The 18,451-nt window shown below is 70.1% G+C and carries 17 protein-coding genes; 10 read left to right on the forward strand and 7 right to left on the reverse strand.

Annotation, left to right across the window (positions count from 1 at the left end; genetic code table 11):
• The first annotated feature begins 122 nt into the window (after nt 1–122).
• The 4 genes from ACP699_RS08870 to ACP699_RS08885 all read left to right on the forward strand — a co-directional run bounded on the left by ACP699_RS08870 (nt 123) and on the right by ACP699_RS08885 (nt 3,193).
• Nucleotides 123–740 (forward strand): DUF2975 domain-containing protein, encoded by a 618-nt coding sequence (locus ACP699_RS08870; protein WP_055865974.1) that lies wholly within the window; start codon nt 123–125, stop codon nt 738–740.
• Nucleotides 740–1,387, forward strand: coding sequence for a hypothetical protein (locus ACP699_RS08875; RefSeq protein WP_426170653.1), 648 nt, complete (start codon nt 740–742; stop codon nt 1,385–1,387). The genes ACP699_RS08870 and ACP699_RS08875 overlap by 1 nt, the downstream gene beginning before the upstream one ends.
• Nucleotides 1,384–1,620 (forward strand): helix-turn-helix domain-containing protein, encoded by a 237-nt coding sequence (locus ACP699_RS08880; RefSeq protein WP_426170655.1) that lies wholly within the window; start codon nt 1,384–1,386, stop codon nt 1,618–1,620. Before ACP699_RS08875 ends, ACP699_RS08880 begins: the two co-directional genes overlap by 4 nt.
• Nucleotides 1,621–1,768: 148 nt before the next feature.
• Complete coding sequence (locus ACP699_RS08885) at nt 1,769–3,193, forward strand: dicarboxylate/amino acid:cation symporter (protein ID WP_426170657.1); 1,425 nt, start codon at nt 1,769–1,771, stop codon at nt 3,191–3,193.
• 89 nt (nt 3,194–3,282) lie between these two features.
• Here the strand turns inward: ACP699_RS08885 and ACP699_RS08890 are convergent, their stop codons facing one another.
• The gene (locus ACP699_RS08890; RefSeq protein WP_127483034.1) at nt 3,283–5,013 is read right to left on the reverse strand and encodes a cation:proton antiporter; all 1,731 of its coding nucleotides are present in this window, start codon (nt 5,011–5,013) and stop codon (nt 3,283–3,285) included.
• Nucleotides 5,014–5,067: 54 nt separating this feature from the next.
• Here ACP699_RS08890 and ACP699_RS08895 point away from each other — a divergent pair, with 54 nt between their 5' ends.
• Both ACP699_RS08895 and ACP699_RS08900 read left to right on the forward strand, forming a co-directional pair.
• Entirely contained in the window at nt 5,068–6,114 is a 1,047-nt protein-coding gene (locus ACP699_RS08895) for an LLM class flavin-dependent oxidoreductase (RefSeq protein WP_400646597.1), read from the forward strand.
• 125 nt (nt 6,115–6,239) lie between these two features.
• Nucleotides 6,240–6,449 carry a hypothetical protein gene (locus ACP699_RS08900; RefSeq protein WP_017829430.1) on the forward strand — a complete coding sequence of 70 codons (210 nt, stop codon included), beginning with the start codon at nt 6,240–6,242 and terminating at the stop codon, nt 6,447–6,449.
• Between the two features lie 45 nt (nt 6,450–6,494).
• On the opposite strand, the gene pheA is transcribed toward ACP699_RS08900, so the two are convergent.
• Complete coding sequence (gene pheA, locus ACP699_RS08905; RefSeq protein WP_017829431.1) at nt 6,495–7,445, reverse strand: prephenate dehydratase; 951 nt, start codon at nt 7,443–7,445, stop codon at nt 6,495–6,497.
• Nucleotides 7,446–7,524: 79 nt separating this feature from the next.
• Here pheA and pgm point away from each other — a divergent pair, with 79 nt between their 5' ends.
• Entirely contained in the window at nt 7,525–9,168 is a 1,644-nt protein-coding gene (pgm, locus tag ACP699_RS08910) for a phosphoglucomutase (alpha-D-glucose-1,6-bisphosphate-dependent) (protein WP_302793482.1), read from the forward strand.
• A 64-nt stretch (nt 9,169–9,232) separates the two neighbouring features.
• Here the strand turns inward: pgm and ACP699_RS08915 are convergent, their stop codons facing one another.
• Both ACP699_RS08915 and ACP699_RS08920 read right to left on the reverse strand, forming a co-directional pair.
• Complete coding sequence (locus tag ACP699_RS08915) at nt 9,233–10,339, reverse strand: glycerate kinase (protein WP_426170661.1); 1,107 nt, start codon at nt 10,337–10,339, stop codon at nt 9,233–9,235.
• Nucleotides 10,336–11,298: a LacI family DNA-binding transcriptional regulator gene (locus tag ACP699_RS08920; protein WP_426171560.1), complete on the reverse strand. Its 963-nt coding sequence runs from the start codon at nt 11,296–11,298 to the stop codon at nt 10,336–10,338. The genes ACP699_RS08915 and ACP699_RS08920 overlap by 4 nt, the downstream gene beginning before the upstream one ends.
• 165 nt (nt 11,299–11,463) lie before the next feature.
• Here ACP699_RS08920 and galT point away from each other — a divergent pair, with 165 nt between their 5' ends.
• The 3 genes from galT to galE are packed head-to-tail and all read left to right on the forward strand — an operon-like array spanning nt 11,464 to nt 14,884.
• Nucleotides 11,464–12,666 carry a galactose-1-phosphate uridylyltransferase gene (gene galT, locus ACP699_RS08925; protein WP_426170663.1) on the forward strand — a complete coding sequence of 401 codons (1,203 nt, stop codon included), beginning with the start codon at nt 11,464–11,466 and terminating at the stop codon, nt 12,664–12,666.
• A complete protein-coding gene (gene galK, locus ACP699_RS08930) occupies nt 12,663–13,853 on the forward strand; it encodes a galactokinase (RefSeq protein ID WP_055874480.1) in 1,191 nt (396 codons plus the stop codon). The genes galT and galK overlap by 4 nt, the downstream gene beginning before the upstream one ends.
• 50 nt (nt 13,854–13,903) lie before the next feature.
• Nucleotides 13,904–14,884: a UDP-glucose 4-epimerase GalE gene (galE, locus tag ACP699_RS08935; RefSeq protein WP_127483039.1), complete on the forward strand. Its 981-nt coding sequence runs from the start codon at nt 13,904–13,906 to the stop codon at nt 14,882–14,884.
• A 3-nt stretch (nt 14,885–14,887) separates the two neighbouring features.
• Here the strand turns inward: galE and ACP699_RS08940 are convergent, their stop codons facing one another.
• From ACP699_RS08940 to ACP699_RS08950, 3 genes are all read right to left on the reverse strand, one after another.
• Nucleotides 14,888–16,213: an MFS transporter gene (locus ACP699_RS08940; RefSeq protein WP_426170667.1), complete on the reverse strand. Its 1,326-nt coding sequence runs from the start codon at nt 16,211–16,213 to the stop codon at nt 14,888–14,890.
• Nucleotides 16,210–17,139 carry a polysaccharide deacetylase family protein gene (locus ACP699_RS08945; RefSeq protein WP_055874489.1) on the reverse strand — a complete coding sequence of 310 codons (930 nt, stop codon included), beginning with the start codon at nt 17,137–17,139 and terminating at the stop codon, nt 16,210–16,212. The genes ACP699_RS08940 and ACP699_RS08945 overlap by 4 nt, the downstream gene beginning before the upstream one ends.
• A 63-nt stretch (nt 17,140–17,202) precedes the next feature.
• Nucleotides 17,203–18,351 carry an ROK family transcriptional regulator gene (locus ACP699_RS08950; RefSeq protein WP_055874490.1) on the reverse strand — a complete coding sequence of 383 codons (1,149 nt, stop codon included), beginning with the start codon at nt 18,349–18,351 and terminating at the stop codon, nt 17,203–17,205.
• Nucleotides 18,352–18,451: the final 100 nt, after the last annotated feature.

An 18,451-nucleotide genomic window follows, 5' to 3' on the forward strand; every position in this document is an offset into this window, starting at 1 on the left:
GGCATACCGGGGCTATGGCGGGCGGTGTGACGAAGCGTCGAAAGCGACGGGGATTGACGAGCTTATCGATTGTCGTTATCTTATCGTTTATCGCTAACAACGATCATCGATAAGGAGCGATCATGACCTCGACGAAACAGGGCACGCTGTCCCGCGGCGACGCCGCTGCACTCATCGCCTTCTGCATCGCCGGCGTGGCGATCGCGGCGTACATCACGGTCTTCTCGATCATCCGCATCGTCACGCTGCTCAGCGGCACGATGATCCCGGTGATGGTCGAGTTCGTGGATCAGCCGATCGAGGCTCCGCTCGGCGCAGGTGGTGCGAACATCACCCTCGAACTGGACAGGGCGATCCTCACCGCCCCGACCCTGCCGGGGATCGCGATCGGCGCGGGCGTCATCGGACAGCTCGCCCAGATCGTCGCGATCATCGTCGTGATCGGATGCCTGATGCTGCTGGCGCGCAGCATCCTGAGCGGCACGGTGTTCAGCCGACGCAACACGCGACTCGTGATGGTCGCCGGCATCGTCGGCCTGCTCGGCTTCGCGGCCGTGCGGTTCTTCGACAACATGCTGGCCAACGCCGCCGTCTCCGCGGTCACCGAGAACGCTGTCGACAATGCGGTGATCAGCATCGAGCCGTTCACCTTCATCCTGGCCGCGTTCATCATCTCGGTCATCGGCACCACGTTCGTGATCGGCGATCGACTGCAGCGCGAGACGGAAGGATTGGTCTGATGACCATGACGAAGACGACTTCCCCGGCCACCCGCTCCGAAACAGCGGACGCCATCACCGTGATCCTCTACGCGGCTGCGGCGCTCGTCACCGTCGCATTCGCCACGATCCTGCGCGTCGCCAGCACCTTCCGCGAAACGGGGATCGCCTGGACGGTCCCCATCGACCAGCAGCCGATCTCCGCCACGACCGACTCCGGTGCCATCTCGATCGAGGGGTTCGCGGACGAGGCGATGGTCATCGCCGGCGGGGTGAACGCGGCCTCCGTCACGGCTATCGTCGCCGCCATCGCGCTGTGGGCTCTCGCGGCCGTCGCGGTCATCGCGTCCGTGACACTGGTCGCCTGGAACTTCCTGCGCGGACGCTTCTTCGTCCGTCCGAACGCGCGAGCCTTCGATGTGATCGGCTGGACGCTCGTCGGCGCTCCGATCCTGATCGTGATGCTCGAGACGATGGGCCGCAACGGCGTCACCTCCGCTCTCGGCATCGGCGACGGGGAACCGGTGCATCCGATCGAGTTCTGGAGCGTCGCGCCGATCTTCGCCACCGGGGTGACGGTGGGCCTGATCGCGGTGGCGTTCCGCCGCGGCATCCGCCTGCAGAACGAGAAGCTCGCTCTCGAGAAGGACACGGAGGGACTGGTATGACCCCGGCCGAGAGCGACGACGAGTTCACCGGCATCCACTGCCGGCTCGACGAGCTGCTCGCCGAACGCGGGATGACGCTCACCGAGCTGAGCGCCACAGTCGGGGTGAGCATCGTGAATCTGTCGGTGCTGAAGAACGACCGGGCCCGCGCCATCCGCTACTCGACCTTGCGGGCGATCTGCGAGGCGCTCGAGTGCGAGGTCGGCGACCTGCTGGTGCTCGCGCCGCGCTAACGGGGATCCCCCGTCCGCCGGCCACACCGAACGGATCCCGGCTCGCACGTCATCCTTCGTCATATCCACCCAGGGAATTCTCAGGCAGCCATAGCGTTGGGCCTCATGGCGCGTACTCGGCGCGCCGCGATTCTGGAGTCCCCACCTCATGAGCACCACCGCACGCGCCCAGAAGGCGCCTGACACCCGCGGGCCGGTCCGGAAGCTGCTGACCTCGTTCGGCTTCCAGATCCTCGCAGCCCTCGTCCTCGGCATCGCCGCCGGTCTGATCGGCCGCCAGCTCGGCGCCACCGCTGAGAACCCGACAGGGCTGTCGGCCACGCTCGACACCATCGGCAACTCTTACGTGACGCTGCTGCGCGCCGCCGTCGTGCCGCTGATCTTCACGGCCATCGTCGCCAGCATCTCGAACCTGCGCCGCGTGCAGAACGCCGCGCGCCTCGCCGGCCAGACGATCCTGTGGTTCGCGATCACCGCGTTCATCGCCGTGATCATCGGCATCGTGCTCGGCCTCGTGATCCAGCCCGGCAACCGCGCCGGCGAAGGCCTCGAGCCCGGTGACCCGTACACCGTGGGCACCTGGTGGAACTTCCTGCTGGGCCTCATCCCGCAGAACTTCCTCGGCCTCACCGTCAACACCTCGCCCGGTGCCGTCGAGGGGACCTTCTCGTCGAGCGTCGGCTTCAACATCCTGCAGGTGATCGTGGTCGCCGCCGTCGTCGGCATCGCCGCTCTCAAGGCCGGCAAGAAGGCCGAGCCGTTCCTCGTCTTCACCGAGTCGCTGCTCAAGGTCATCCAGCGCGTGCTGTGGTGGATCATCCGCATCGCCCCGCTCGGCACGTTCGGCCTCATCGGCTCGGCCGTGATCAAGTACGGCTGGGAGAAGCTGGCCTCCCTCGGCTGGTTCGCCGCCGCGGTCTACATCGGGCTCGCGCTCGTGCTGTTCGTGGTCTACCCGATCCTGGTGCGCACCCACGGCCTGTCGATCAAGCAGTACTTCTCGGGCGTGTGGCCGGCGGTGCAGCTGGCCTTCGTCAGCCGCTCATCGATCGGAACGCTGCCCCTCACCGAGCGCGTCACCGAGCGCAACCTCGGCGTGCCCCGCTCCTACGCGTCGTTCGCCGTGCCTCTGGGCGCCACCACCAAGATGGACGGCTGCGCCGCGATCTACCCGGCCATCGCCGCGATCTTCGTCGCGCAGTTCTTCGGCATCGATCTGAACTTCGTGCAGTACCTGCTGATCGTGATCGTCTCGGTCGTCGGCTCCGCTGCGACTGCCGGCACCACCGGTGCTGTGGTGATGCTCACGCTGACGCTGTCGACCCTGGGCCTGCCGCTCGAGGGCGTGGGACTGCTGCTCGCGATCGACCCGATCCTCGACATGGGCCGCACCGCGGTCAACGTGGCGGGCCAGGCGCTGATCCCGACGATCGTCGCCAAGCGCGAGGGCATCCTGAACGAAGACCTCTACAACGCGCCGCGCGAGGGGCTGCCCTTCGCCGACGACTCCGGTGACGACGACGCCCCCGAGGCGGATGCGTCCACCGACAATGAGCCGGTCAGCGCCCGCTGACCTCACCCCGCGACGCCAGAGCGCCTCGTCCCTTCATGGGGCGAGGCGCTCTGCCGTTCAAGGATTCAGGCGTGCGGGGAGGCGGGGATTCAGGCCCGACTCTGCTGGCGGGTGGCTCCACGGGTGTCGAGCGCGAGCTCCTCGGCATCCATCGCGGCGATCAGCTCGCGCATGACCTCTTCGTCGAGGTTGCCCGCATCCCGCTCTGCGAGGAGGATCTCGCGACGCACCTGCAGCCAGCCCTTCGACAGCGCGACGAGGTCTTCATACGAAGGCCGGCTCGCGGCGTCCTCCACCTTCTGCGCCTCGTCAGTGTCCCTCTCGACCCGGGTCATGCGCTTGGTGAAGGCGTCGAAGACGCTGAGGTCGACCTCGCCGTACTTGGCCTCCCACTCGATGCGCTTCTCGGCGAGGTACTTCTTCCCGGCCTCGCGGCTCTTCGCGCGGACCTCGGCGAGGGCCGCCTCGTCCTCCTCCTCATCCACGTCGCTGGCGATGCCGAGACCGCGGATCAGCATCGGCAGCGTCAGCCCCTGGATCAGCAGCGTGCCCACCGTGACGATGAACGCCACCACGACGATCGCGTGCGAGGCCTCGGTGTCGAGGGTCGCGAGGTCGGCGGCCGCCACCGCGATCGCCAGCGTCACCACTCCGCGCATTCCCGCCCAGGAGATGACGGCGCTGTCCTTCCAGGTGAGCTGGAGCCCTGCCATCTGCTCGCGCACGATGTGACTGCGCAGTTCGTCGGCGGTGTACTTCGCCCAGCGCCTGGACCTGCGGTGCCGCTTGTCGAACTCCCCGGATTCGACACCGCGATCCCAGCGTTCGAGACGTTTGCGATCCTGGAAGTTCGACCACGCACTCGTCGGGTAGATGAAGAGGGGCCGCACGATGACCACGACGAGCAGAACCGCCCCGGAGAGCAGCAGGATCTGCCCGACCGATTCACTCCCGAGGTCGCTGAGCACGCGCGGGAACTGGAGGCCGATGTACGCGAACACGAAGCTCTCCAGCAGCAGATCGGCCGAGAGCCACAGCGGCTTCTCCTGCTGACGCGTCGTGTAGTCGGTGCGCGGCGAGTTGTAGCCGACGTAGAGCCCCATCGCCACGACGGCGAGCACTCCCGATCCGAGCAGATGCTCGGCGATCGCGTAGGCCCCGAACGGCGCGAGGAGCCCGAACGTGCCGATCACGACCGGATCACTGATGCGCATGCGCAGCTGGTGCAGGACGATGCCGAACACGAGGCCGACGGCCACACCGACACCGACCGCGAGGAGGAACTGCCCGATGCCGCCCAGCACGGAGACGGTGGCGCCGGCGAGGATCGCGGCGAAGACCCGGTACAGGGTGAGCGAGGTCGCATCGTTGATCAGGCTCTCTCCTGAGAGCACCGTCATGATGCGGCGGGGCAATCCGAGTCGGCGGCCGATCGCCGCGGCGGACACCGCATCCGGCGGGGCCACGATCGCACCGAGGAGCAGCGCGCCGGGAAGGGTGAGGGAGGGCAGAATCCACCACGCGACGAAGCCGACGGCGAGTGCTGTGAGCAGCACCAGCCAGATGCCGAGGCGGCGGATCTGCGGCAGGCTCCGTTTGAATCCGACGAACGACACGTCCAGCGCCGCCGAGTACAGCAGCGGCGGCAGCACCAGGCTGAGGAGGAGGTGCCCGTCGATGTCGAGTTCCGGCACGAACGGCAGGAAGGATGCGGCGAGCGCCACGACCGTCACGAGCAGCGGTGCCGGCCATCCGCGCCAGCGCGCGAACGCGGCGACGGCGACCGACCCGACGAGAACGTAGAAGATGCCTGCTTCCATGCCCCCCACGGTAGCGGGGGAATGGAGCCGCACAGGCCCGCGTTGTGGTCCATGATGTCCGATACAGCTCTCTCCGTCCTCGACCTCGTTCCGGTCCGCACCGGCCAGACCAGCGCCGAGGCCATCGCCGCCTCGCTCGCCCTCACGGAGACCGCCGAGCGCCTCGGCTATCGCCGCTACTGGTTCGCCGAGCACCACAACATGCCGTCGGTGGCATCCACCACTCCGCCCGTGCTGATCGCTGCTGCGGCCACCCGCACCTCGCGTCTGCGCCTGGGCTCTGGCGGCGTGATGCTGCCCAACCACGCACCGCTCATCGTGGCCGAGCAGTTCGCCGCCCTCGAGGCGATCGCGCCAGGACGCATCGATCTGGGCCTCGGCCGTGCACCGGGCAGCGATCCGGTGATCACGCAGCTGCTGCGCGGCTCCGGAACCACCAGCGACGTGGAGCAGTTCCCGCGTCATGTGCAGGACATCGCCGCACTGCTCTCGGGCGACGGCGCCACCGTGCGCTTCACCTCCGGCGGCGAGTACACGGTGCGTGCGACACCGGCCGCGACCGGCACCCCCGAGGTGTGGCTGCTCGGGTCGAGCGACTACTCCGCGCAGCTCGCCGCCTCGCACGGACTGCCCTACGTCTTCGCGAACCACTTCTCGGGGCAGGGTCTCGAGCGCGCGCTGGATCTCTACCGCACAGGCTACCGCCCGAGCGAGGAGCACCCGGAGCCGCGCACGTTCCTGACCGTGAACGCCGTCGCCGCCCCCACCCAGGAGGAGGCGGAGGCCCGTGCACTCCCCCAGCTGCGGATGATGGCGCGCCTGCGCCTGAACCAGCCCCTCGCCGCCCTCGAGACCGTCGAGCAGGCGGCGGCCGCCGTGACCGACGCCGCGACCGACGAGGTCGTGCAGGCCGCCCGCTCGCGGTGGTTCGTCGGCACGGGCGAGAGCGTCGCGGGCGAGGTGCGCGCCTTCGCCGACCGCTACGGCGTCGACGAGGTCATGCTGTCTCCTGTCGCGGGTGCCTACGACGCCGAGCCGAACGATGTCCCGACCGGCCGCGCGCAGACGCTGGAGCTCATCGCCGCCGCCCTGCACCGTTGATGTCGAGCGCCTGTCAACCCCTGGCATTCCCGGCGGCACAGGCGTAGCGTCACGAACAGTGCCGTCGACAGGGGCGCGGCCCCTTCGGCGAACGCACTCTCGGCAGCAGCAGAAGGAGTTCGACGATGAGCACGACCAAGACTCTCGCCCTCTGGGTCGCCTACGGCCGCAACGGCGTCGTCGGCAGCATCCGCCACGACGAAGACGGCTACACGGTCACGATGGTCGGATCCGACGCGGCCACGGGCACGTACCCGAGCCTCGCCTCGGCGAAGGGTGCCCTGCACTCCCATATGGCCCCTGGCAGCGACTGGCCGCGTTTCCAGGAGCACTGAGACACGCGACGCCCCAGCCGCACCGGGCGGCGGGGGCGGGCGGCGTCAGGCCTCCGGCTCGCCGGAGAGGATGCCGCGCAGCCAATCGCGCGCCTCGACGAACACGTCGTCGGAGTAGCGGTCCGGGTACTGCACGATCTGCCGGTCCGCGCGCGGATACGAGCCGAGGAAGACGACACGCGGGCTGAAGCGGCGGATGCCGAGCAGCGCGTCGGCCATGCGCTCGTGCTCGATGTGGCCGTCGGCGTCGATCACGAACCGATAGCGGCCGAGTTCGTCACCGATGGGCCGCGACTCGATGAGCGACAGGTTGATGCCGCGGGTGGAGAACTGCTCGAGCATCTCGAGGAGCGAACCCGGGTGGTCGTGCGGGAGCTCGACGATCAGGGAGGTCTTGTCGGCGCCGGTCGGCTCGGGCGAGCGGGTCGTGCGGGTGACCAGGACGAAGCGGGTCACGGCCTGCGCGTTGTCGCCGATGCCCTCTGCCAGGACGTCGACGTCGTAGTGATTCACGATGCCGGGGGCGGCGATCGCGGCTTGCGCTGCCAGCGTGCCGTCGAGGACGCCGATCGCGGAGGCGACGTTGCTCGATGCGGGCACGTGCGAGTGCGACGGCAGGTTCGCGCCGAGCCAGCCATGGCACTGGGCGTAGGCCACCGGATGCGCCGCGATCACCTCGACCTGATCGAGGGTCGTCCCCCGAGGGGCCACCAGCACGAAGTTCACCCGCACCAGGTACTCGCCGATGATGCGGAGCCCTGGGAGCGTCGCGAGAGCATCCTGCGTGGTGGAGACGCCGCCCTCGATCGAGTTCTCGATCGCGATCATCGCGGCGTCGCTGCGGCCCTCGAGCACGTCGGCGAGAGCCTCACCCACGTTGTGCACGGGGCGCCAGTCCTGGCCGCGGGCCTCGGCCACCTGATCGAGCGCCGCCTCCGTGAAGGTTCCGGCAGGGCCGAGATAGCTGTAGGTGCGGCGTTCAGTCACGGGTTTCACCTTAGCCCTCGGCGGGCCGACCGCTCTTCCTGGTGACTTCTCGGATGCGATCGGGCCGATCAGGGGGCAGACTGAGGGGATGACCAGCCGTGCCGGCCTCCCTGCGGAGGAAAGTGACCTGATCGACGTCGATGAACTGATCGCCGCCTACTACGACCGCACACCGAACCCCGAGGTCGCGGCCGAACGGGTCGTCTTCGGCACCAGCGGCCATCGCGGATCCTCGCTGTCGAACAGCTTCAACGAGAACCACATCCTCGCCACGACGCAGGCGATCGTGGACTACCGCGATGCGCAGGGCATCACCGGTCCGCTCTTCCTCGGCCGCGACACCCACGCGCTGTCGCTTCCCGCCGAGCGCAGTGCGATCGAGGTGCTGCTCGCGAACGGCATCGACGTGCGCGTCGACTCCCGCGACTCGTGGGTGCCCACGCCGGCGCTCAGCCACGCGATCCTCACGTACAACCGCGGCAAGGCGGCCGACGACCCGAGTCGCGCAGACGGGATCGTCGTCACCCCCTCGCACAACCCCCCGCGCGACGGCGGCTTCAAGTACAACCCGCCGCACGGCGGACCCGCCGACACCGACGCCACGGGCTGGATCGCCGACCGCGCGAATGCCCTCATCGCCGCCGGCCTCGAGGGTGTGAAGCTGGAGCGCTTCGCCGACATCGACTGGGATTCCCTCACCGGCTACGACTTCCGCGACGCGTACGTGCGCGACCTGCCGTCGATCATCGACATCGACGCCATCCGCTCGGCCGGTGTCAGCATCGGCGCCGACCCGCTCGGTGGAGCCTCCGTCGAGTACTGGGCGCTGATCGCGGAGATGCACGACCTCGACCTCACGGTCGTGAACCCCGAGGTCGACCCGACCTGGCGCTTCATGACCCTGGACTGGGACGAGAAGATCCGGATGGATCCGTCGTCGCCTTCCGCGATGGCCTCGCTGGTGGCGAAGAAGGGCTCCTACGACGTCCTCACCGGCAACGACGCCGACGCCGACCGGCACGGCATCGTGACCCCTGACGCGGGGCTGATGAACCCGAACCACTATCTCGCCGTCGCCATCGACTACCTCTTCTCGCACCGCGAGGGCTGGCCGCGCGACGCCGCGATCGGCAAGACGCTGGTGTCGTCGATGATCATCGACCGCGTGGCCGAATCGCTCGGCCGGCGCCTGCTGGAGGTGCCGGTCGGATTCAAGTGGTTCGTCCCCGGACTCCTCGACGGGTCGGTCGCGTTCGGCGGCGAGGAGTCGGCCGGCGCCTCGTTCCTCCGCAAGGACGGCTCGGTCTGGTCGACCGACAAGGACGGCATCCTGCTGTGTCTGCTGGCCGCCGAGATCATCGCCGTCACCGGCAAGACCCCGTCGGAGCGGTATCGCGAGCTGGAGACCGCTTTCGGTGCCTCGGCCTATCAGCGCGTCGACGCACCGGCCACGCCGGAGCAGAAGGCCACCCTCGGCAAGCTCGCCCCCGAAGCCGTGACGGAGACCACGCTCGCCGGTGAGGACATCACCGCGAAGCTCTCGCATGCGCCCGGCAACGGCGCGGCGATCGGCGGGCTCAAGGTGCAGACCGAGCACGCCTGGTTCGCCGCCCGCCCGTCGGGTACCGAAGACGTCTACAAGCTCTACGCCGAGAGCCTGCGCGGCCCCGACCACCTCGCCGAGGTGCAGGCGGAGGCCCGTGCCGTGGTGTCGGCCGCGCTGGGCGACTGACCCCTCCCGCGCAGCGAGCGACGACCCCGGCCGCGCGTGGCCGGGGTCTCCGGCAGGAGCGGGATCAGACCACGGTGCGCGCCAAGGCGGCTCCCGCTTCGCGCAGCCAGCGCCCCGGTTCGGCGAGCGCCGCCTCCGATGAGCCGGCGAGCGCGGTGAGGGAAGCGCACGCGGCGAACGGTGCAGTGTCGGCGTCGTCGCTGATGCGCCCGGCGGCGAGCATCGCACGGGCACCCGCCGCTGCGGCGAGCCCGGCGAGGAACGAGGGCACCTTGCCGTCGCCCGACTGTCCGTCGTACGACCCCTCCCCCGTGACGACGACATCGGCGTCGGCGATCGCGCCGGCGAGGTCGATGAGCGCGGCCACCTCTGCGGCGCCGGGAGCGAGCACGCCGCCCCACGCCGCGAACGCAGCTCCCGTGCCTCCTGCCGCTCCGTGGCCCTGACCGGCAGGGTCGATGCGCAACAGGTCGGCGAGGCGACGCAGGCCGTCGTCGACGAGAGCGATGTCCTCGGCCGCGCGCAGCCCCTTCTGGGGGCCGAACACCGCGGCAGCACCGCGCGGACCGGTGAGCGGATTGGTGACGTCGGTGAGGACGCGCACCTCGGGGGCCGCGCGCAAGGCGCTCAGATCGACGGAGGCGATGTCGTCGAGACCGCGCGCGCCCGGTGCGACAGGTGCACCCGCGGCGTCGAGGAAGCGGGCGCCGAGCGCGGTGAGCATCCCTGTGCCCCCATCGGTGGACGCACTGGAGCCGATGCCGACGACGAGTCGCGAGACACCGTGGTCGAGGGCGGCGGCCAGGGCTTGCCCGAGACCGGTGGTGTCGGCGTCCCACGGGCGCAGCTCGTGCAGCAGCTCGATGCCGGAGGTCGAGCCCAGATCGACCACGGCCGTGCCCGCCGGGGCGCTCTCCGTCGGGGGCAGCAGCAGCCAGCAGGTGTCGACCCTCTGCCCCGCCGGACCGTCGACCGCGAGCGGCATCCGCACGGCGCCGGGCACGGCCGCTTCGAACGCGGCCATGGTGCCCTCCCCGCCGTCCGCCATCGGCCGATGCACGAACTCGGCGATCGGATCGACCGATGCCCAGCCGTCGGCGAGGGCGGCCGCGGCATCGACTGCCGTGATGGTGCCCTTGAAGCTGTCGGGGGCCAGCACGACCCTGGTCACCGCACGCTCTCCGCGGTGCTGGCACGCTCGAGGAGATCGGTCGGGATGACGGCGGCGCCCTCTGCCTCCGGCATACCCTCGATCGCATCGACCAGCGCAGAGACCGCGCGCTGCGCGAGCGCGGTGAAGTCCTGACGGATCGTGGTCAGCGGTGGCCGGTAGTTCGCGGCCTCCGGCACATCGTCGAAGCCGATCACGCTGACATCCTCCGGGACCCGGCGACCCGACTCGGAGACAGCCCGCAGAAGGCCGAGCGCCATCTGGTCGTTGGCGCAGAAGACGGCAGTGGCCGAGGCCAGTTCTCGACCAGCCGCGTACCCGGAGTCGGCGCTCCAGTCGCCGCGGACGACGGCGGGCGGACGGATGCCGGCAGCGGCGAGGGTCTCGCGCCACCCTCGTTCGCGCTCGACGGCGGCGAAGGAGTCGGCAGGACCGGCGAGGTGGTGCACGGTGGTGTGCCCGAGGCCGAGGAGTCGACGCGTGGCGGCGGCGGCCCCGCCCGCGTGGTCGCTGTGCACCGAGGTGAACCCGGCGCCGGTCGGTGCGTCGACGACCACGAGCCGCAGTCCAGTGGGGCGCTGAGCGGCGGAGACCAGGGCCGATGCCTCGTTCAGCACGATCGCGCCGTCGACCTCCTGCTCCGCGAGTCGATCGAAGGCCTCGGCGACCCCGTGAGCGGCGGTCACGAGGGTGAGCGCGTAGCCGCGTTCGGCCGCCGCTTCGGCCGTCGCCTGCAGCATCCGCGAGTTACCGACGGTCGCCAGGGTGGTGACCACGAGTCCGATCGTCTGCGAGCGGCCGGTGCGCAGGGCTCGGGCTGCGCGGTGCGGACGATAGCCGAGTGCGGTCATCGCCTGCTCAACGCGAGCGCGGGTGTCGGGGTCGACGCGCGAGCTGCCGTTGACGACGCGCGAGACGGTCTGCCCCGAGACGCCCGCGCGGGCGGCGACCATGGCCATCGACACGCGACCGGACGCCGGACGCCTCCGGCGGGAGACAGATTCCTCGACACGGTCGCGTCCGCTCTCGCCCACCCGCATCCTCCGTCTCGACACTCCGGCAGACCGCTGGTGCGCGACTCCGGCATGTTGACGTTATCACGGCTCTGTGCGTACCATGTTTACGTGAACACGCCCGAACTTCCTGAGTTGCGCACCGACACCCTCGGCGCCGGCGTCGTCCGACGCGCCACCACCCTCGCCGACGGCCGCGACCTCATCTACTACGACGACCCCGGCACCGCGCTCGGACCCGATCGAGCCATCGACGCCCGCGTTCTCGACCCCCGCCCTGACACCGCGACGATGCGCCTCGACGTGCTCACCGGCGACTGGATCACCGTCGCCGCGAACCGGCAGAACCGCGTGATGATGCCCGGCGCCGACGCCGACCCGCTCGCGCCGCAGACTCCGGGCAATCCGTCGGAAGTGCCCTCGCGCTACGACGTCGCGGTGTTCGAGAACCGCTCGCCCGCGTTCGGGCCCGCCCTCGCGGAAGCAGTGGGCACCGCACCCGTGGCATCCAACGCGCCCCGCGGACTCGACGATCTCGCAGCTCTCGGCCTCGGCCGCACACGCACCTCGGTCGGACGCTGCGAGGTCGTCTGCTTCAGCCCCGAGCACGCGGGATCCTTCGGCACGCAGTCCGTCACCCGCGCCCGCACCGTCATCGAGGCCTGGGCCGACCGTACGGCGGCGCTGTCGACGCTGCCCGGCATCGAGCAGATCTTCCCGTTCGAGAACCGTGGTGAGGCGATCGGCGTCACCCTGCCCCACCCGCACGGTCAGATCTACGCGTACCCGTACGTCACTCCGCGCACGACCCGTGTGCTGGAGTCGATCGATCGCACGGCCCCCGACCTGTTCCAGCACATCCTCGAGTCCGAGCAGGCGTCCGAGCGCGTGGTGTTCCGCGGCGAGCACTGGACCGCCTTCGTGCCGTTCGCCGCGCGCTGGCCGCTGGAGGTGCACCTGATGCCGCACCGCCACGTGCCCGACCTCGCCGAGACCACGCAGGCGGAGCGCGACGAGCTCGCCCCGCTGTACCTGCGGCTGCTGCGCGGTGTCGACGCGCTCTACGACTCCCCGACGCCCTACATCGCGGCCTGGTACCAGGCACCCGTGCACGTCGGTCGCGACACCGTGCGCCTGCACCTGCAGCTGACGAGCCCCCGCCGCGCCGCCGACAAGCTGAAGTTCCTCGCCGGCTCCGAGGCCGCGATGTGGGCGTGGGCCGCCGAGGTGCCGCCCGAGGTCGGAGCCGCGCGCCTGCGCGAGGCGATCGAACGCGCCTCCCACGACCAGACCGACCCCGGAGCATCCGCATGACCGCCGCCCACGACGCCCGCACCCTCTTCACCCGGCTCACCGGCCGCGAACCGGATGGACTCTGGTCGGCGCCGGGACGCGTGAACCTCATCGGCGAGCACACCGACTACAACGACGGGTTCGTCCTGCCGTTCGCCATCCCGCAGCGCACGGTCGCCGCGGTCGGCCGGCGCGACGACGACCGCGGTCGCGTCCTGGTCGGCTCCACCTTCGCGGACGAGCCGGTCGAGGTCGCCCTCGACGAACTCGACCGCCTGTTCCCCACCGCGCCCGGCTCGCATCCGGCCGTCCCGGAATGGGCCGCCTATCCGCTCGGGGTCGCTTGGGCGTTGCGTCAGGCCGCGGTGGAGGCCGGCCCGTTCAGCGGACTCGACATCGCGATCGCCTCCGACGTGCCGGTGGGAGCGGGGCTCTCGTCGTCCGCCGCGATCGAAGGGGCCACGGCTTCCGCTCTGAACGAGCTGTGGGGCACCGGGCTCGACGGCACGACCCTCGCCCGCATCGGACGACGTGCCGAGAACGAGGCCGTCGGCGCTCCCACCGGGATCATGGACCAGATGGCGTCGATGCTCGGCCGCCCCGACACTGCGATCTTCCTCGACTGCCGGTCGCTGGAGACCCAGCTCGTACCTCTCGCCGTCGCCGAAGCCGGACTCGCCATCCTCGTGATCGACACACGGGTCAAGCACGCGCACTCCACGGGCGGCTACCGCGAACGCCGGGCCTCGTGCGAGCTCGGTGCGTCGATCATGGGGGTGTCCGCGCTGCGCGACGTGTCGATCGACGACCTGCCGCGCGCCCAGGAGCTGATGGACGACGTCACCTTCCGGCGCGTGCGCCACATCGTCACCGAGAACCAGCGCGTGCTCGACACGGTGCGAGTGCTGCGCGAACAGGGTGTGCGCGCGATCGGCGATCTCCTGCTCGCCTCGCACGCATCGATGCGCGACGACTTCGAGATCTCGACCCCCGAACTCGACACCGCGGTCGACACCGCGCTGGCGGCCGGCGCCCTGGGCGCACGGATGACGGGCGGCGGATTCGGCGGAGCCGCGATCGCACTGATCGAGCAGGATGCCGTCGAGGCGGTCGCGGATGCCGTGAACGCGGCCTTCGCGGCCTCCCGGTTCGCGGCCCCCCTGCTGTTCACGGTGACCCCGTCTGCCGGGCCCCGCCGCGACGCCTGACAGAATGACCCATCGAGCCGCGACGACGTCGTGGCGGGAGAGGAGACGCAATGTCCTGGATCGTCACCGGCGGCGCCGGATACATCGGCGCCCACGTGGTGCGCGCCCTCGCCGACGCGGGGCTCACCCCGGTCGTGCTGGATGACCTGTCCAGCGGCGTCGCATCGTTCGTGCCCGAGGGGGTGGCGTTCGTACAGGGCAGCATCCTGGACCGCGAACTCGTCGAGAAGACGCTGCGCGATCACGACGCCGCAGGAGTGATCCACGTCGCCGGATTCAAGTACGCCGGCGTCTCGGTGCAGCGCCCCCTGCACACCTATGCGCAGAACGTCGAGGGCACGCGCGTGGTCCTGGAGGCCATGGAGGCCGCTGGCGTCTCGAACATCGTCTTCTCGTCGTCCGCCGCGGTGTTCGGGACCCCCGACGTCGCGCTCGTCGTCGAGGACACCCCCAAGAAGCCGGCGAGCCCCTACGGCGAATCGAAGCTGATCGGCGAGTGGCTGCTACGCGACCAGGGCATCGCCACGGCCGACTCCGAGCGGCCGCTGCGTCACACGTCGCTGCGGTACTTCAATGTGGTGGGCTCCGCCGACCCGACGGTCTACGACGTCAGCCCGCACAACCTCTTCCCGATCGTGTTCGAGGCGCTGCTCGCGGGCACGACCCCCAAGATCTTCGGCGACGACTATGCCACCGAAGACGGGACGAACGTGCGCGACTACGTGCACGTCGGCGACATCGCGGCGGCCCACGTCGCCGCAGCCCAGCGCCTGTCCGACGGACGTCCGATCGAAGCCGCCTACAACCTCGGCTCCGGCGACGGACTCAGCGTGAAGCAGATCATGGACGCCGTCGCCCGCGTCACCGGCATCGACTTCACCCCCGAGATCGGACCGCGGCGGCCGGGCGACCCCGACCGCATCGTGGCGACGGGCGAGCTCGCAGCGCGCGACCTCGACTGGACCATGCGGTACTCGGTCGACGAGATGGTGCGCACGGGGTGGGAGGCGCGCCAGGCTGCTCGTCCGTAGCGGTCAGAGGTCGCGGGACCTGATCGGATAGAGCCAGAAGCAGAACCAGGCGAGCGCGGTGAACCCGAGCGGGATCACCGCGAGCATCAGCCGGATACCGCCGTCGACGCTCTCGGGCTGCGCGTCGCCGAGAGCGGCGTCGAAGCCGGATGCCGTCAGCACCACCGCGGCGACGATCGCCTGCAGCACGACCGAGCCGCGCACCACGAAGCCGTTCACTCCGAAGTAGGCGCCTTCCCGACGATGACCTGTGCGCGCGGCATCCTCGTCGATGATCTGCGCGAGCACGACCTCGAGCAGCTGCAGCAGGCCGCCGATGCCCACGCCGACCGCCACACCGACCAGAACCGCACCGGGCACGTCTGCCGCCACGAGGTAGCCGAGCATGGCCGCGCCGAAGACCGCGACGCTCCACAGCAGCGCGGTGCGGGGGGAGGTGCGGCGGACGACCGCGCTCCACAACACGATCGAGGGGATCGCGGTGACGAAGATCACCCCGAGCAGCAGGCTGCCCTCTCCCTCCGGTGCGCGCAGGGAGTACCTGACGTAGAAAGGGACCGCCGCCAGCATCACGGCGATCGATGTCTGTACGAACAGCGACCCGAGCACGTAGGGGACGAACGCGCGGTTGCGGAAGGTGTACGTCAGCTGGTCGCCCCAGCGCATGGCCTCCGAAGCTGCCTCCGGAACCCGCCGCTCGATCATCCCCCCGAAGAACGACCACACGAGCAGCACCAGGCAGACGGCGCCGAGCACCAGGGCCATGCCCGGCCAGCCGAGCGCGCTGTACAGCGCCGGCGCACCGGCTGTTCCGAGGACCATGCCGAGGATCGCGAAGATCTGTCGTGGCACGTTGCCGCGAGCGCGCTCCTCGGTGGTGCGGAAGATCTCGGGGAACAGGGCGGAGATGTTCAGCACCACGACCACGAAGGCCACGTCGTATACGGCGACGACGACGAGGAACCAGATGATGAGGCCGCTCACGGGGAGCTCTGGCGGCATCCACACCAGCGCGAACGCGACGACGAGCGGCACGATGCCCACGCCGATCCAGGGGATGCGCCGGCCCCACGGTGTGCGCAGCCGGTCGGAGACCGTGCCCACGACGGGGTTCAGCACGGCGTTCAGGATGCCGTGGGCGATCATCGCGACCGCCACCCACCCGGCGGGGACGGCGAGGTGAGAGACGTAGAAGTAGACGACGAAGGCCGAGAACGTCTGCGCCATGAGCTGCGTCGGGAAGCCGGAGGCTCCGAACGCGATCGTCTGCGCTCTGGTCGGCGCCGCGTCCAGACGTCGGTCGCGCACCCGCTCGCTCAGCGACGTCACCGGGCGTCTCCCCTTTGCAGGTCGCGCAGGTCGCGCCAGCCGATGCGCACGAGCGCCTCGTCCTCGATCGCCTGCAGCACGGCCGGATCGCCCAGCAGTCGCAGCTCGTAGCCGCGCTTCGCCGCACTGAAGTCGACAGCCGCGCGGAGCTCGTCGTCGTCGACCATCGGATGCAGGTAGATCTCGGTGACTCCGGCCGGCACCGCTCGCAGCAGCGCGATGAAGCCGTCGCGCATCTGCTCGTACGTCTCCTCATCCGGTGTGCCCTCGCGCAGGAGCTCGAACGGGTGCGACCACAGCCGATCGATGATCTCGACGCCGGCTGCATCGGCGGCTGCCGCCGCAGCGTCGAGCTGGGCCTGCAGCGCGGAATCCTCGCCGACCCCGTCCATGCTGCGCGGCAGCCGGAACGGGAGACCGTGTCGTGCGGCGAGCTCGAACACCGGGCGGAGGAAGCCTCGGCCGGTCACGAGCCCGTAGACCGAACCCATGTGATTGTCGAGGTGCGTCACGTCGACGCCGGCGTCGAGCGCGGTCTGCAACTGGGCGGCGAGTTCGGCGGCGACATCGTCATCGGTGGCGTTCTGCTCGACGGACAGGACGTCGGTCGGGAAGAAGCCCGCGGCGTCGACGAGGCTCGTAGCGGTACCTGTCAGCGGGCGCCACCGGTAGCGGGCCCATTCGCTGGTGAGAACGAGGTGCACGCCGACGTCGAGGTCGGTGCGGGAGGCCGCGAAAGCGAGTGCTGCCGGTGACCACGAGCACGGGACCATCACGGTCGTCGAGTCGATGCGTCCGGCTGTGAGCAGGTCGATGATGGCGGTGTTGGCCGCATGGCACATGCCGAAATCATCCGCATTGAGGATGATCGCCCGCGCACCGGGCGCGAGACCGAGTCGATCGGCGAGGTCGGAAGGTGCGGTCATCGAGGATCCTGTCGGGTGATTCGAGCGGCGGTGCTCGGAATGGTGGTGTGCAACGGGTGGTGTTCATCGGCCACCCGGGGAGGCGGGCGTGAGGATGCGGGCGAAGAGTTCGCCTCGGAGCGCAACGGCCGCTTCGTTGACGGCGCCGACCAGCGGAGCCTCCGGACCGAAGGAGGAGACGAGGAACCGCAGGGGGAGCTGCGCCTCGTACTCGCCGGCGATCCGCACGATCGCGGCGACGAGTGCCGGATGAGCTGCTTCGCCGCTGAGGATGAAGGCTTCCGGATCGAGCACCAGCCCCACGCTGCCGGCCACGAGAACGATGCGTCGAGCGATCTCGGACACGATCCGTACCGCCGCAGCGTCTCCGCGGACGGCCGCCTCCAGATGATCGGCGAAAGATGCCCCGGGATCGCGGCCGGCGCCGAGGGCCAGGTCGCCCACGACCGCGTCGCCCACGAGGGGCGCACCGATCGGGATGGGCGTCTGCGGCAGGTACATGACTTCGCCGGCGACGCCGGAGAAGCCGCGGTGCAGCGCGCCGTCGATCACGATGCCGGCCCCGAGCCCATCGTCGAGGAGCAGCAGCGCGAAGCTGGCGAGGACCGCTCCTTCTCCAGCGGTGAGCTCGGCGAGGGCTGCGAGATTCACATCGTTCTCGATGCGCACAGGACAGTCGAGGGCGGTCGACAGCGCCGCACGGAATGCGCCGCCGTCGGGGCCGAGGTCGTCGCGGATGCCGCCGTCGGCCGTGACGATGCCGGGCACTCCGACAACCGCCAGGTGAACGGCGCCCTTCGCCGCTTTCACCGTGCGGCGACACCGCTCGACGAGGGAGACGATGTGGGTCACGCGATCTTCGGCCTCGGTGAACGGGGCGTGTTCCTCCGCCCGCACGGTTCCGCCGGCGTCGACGAGCACGACGTGGGCGGCATGGTGATCGACGTGCACGGCGACGGCGAATCCGAGGCGCGGATGCAGGGCGACCCGTCCGGCGGCCGGGCCTCTCGTGTCCCGGTCGAGGCCTGCCGACGCGACGGCCCCGGCGTTCTCGAGCATCCGCAGCACCTGCGTGACCGCGGTGCGTGACAGACCAGTGGCGGACATCAGCTCCGAACGGGTCTGCGGCCCGCTGCGAGCGAGCGCCTCCAGGATCGCGCGGCCGTTGAGCGTGCGCAGCAGGCCCTGCGGTCCCGCGAGTGGTCTGGACATCTGTTCCCTGGGTTGCCTGTCTGGTTTTCGTGTACCGCGCCAGGTGTCGTTCCGACGCGATGCCGACACGGAGCCGGGCGCAACGCCCGCCAGCATGCCA

Origin of the sequence: Microbacterium sp. DWRC1-3, assembly GCF_049896645.1 — a bacterium.
GTDB classification, from domain to species: domain Bacteria; phylum Actinomycetota; class Actinomycetes; order Actinomycetales; family Microbacteriaceae; genus Microbacterium; species Microbacterium maritypicum.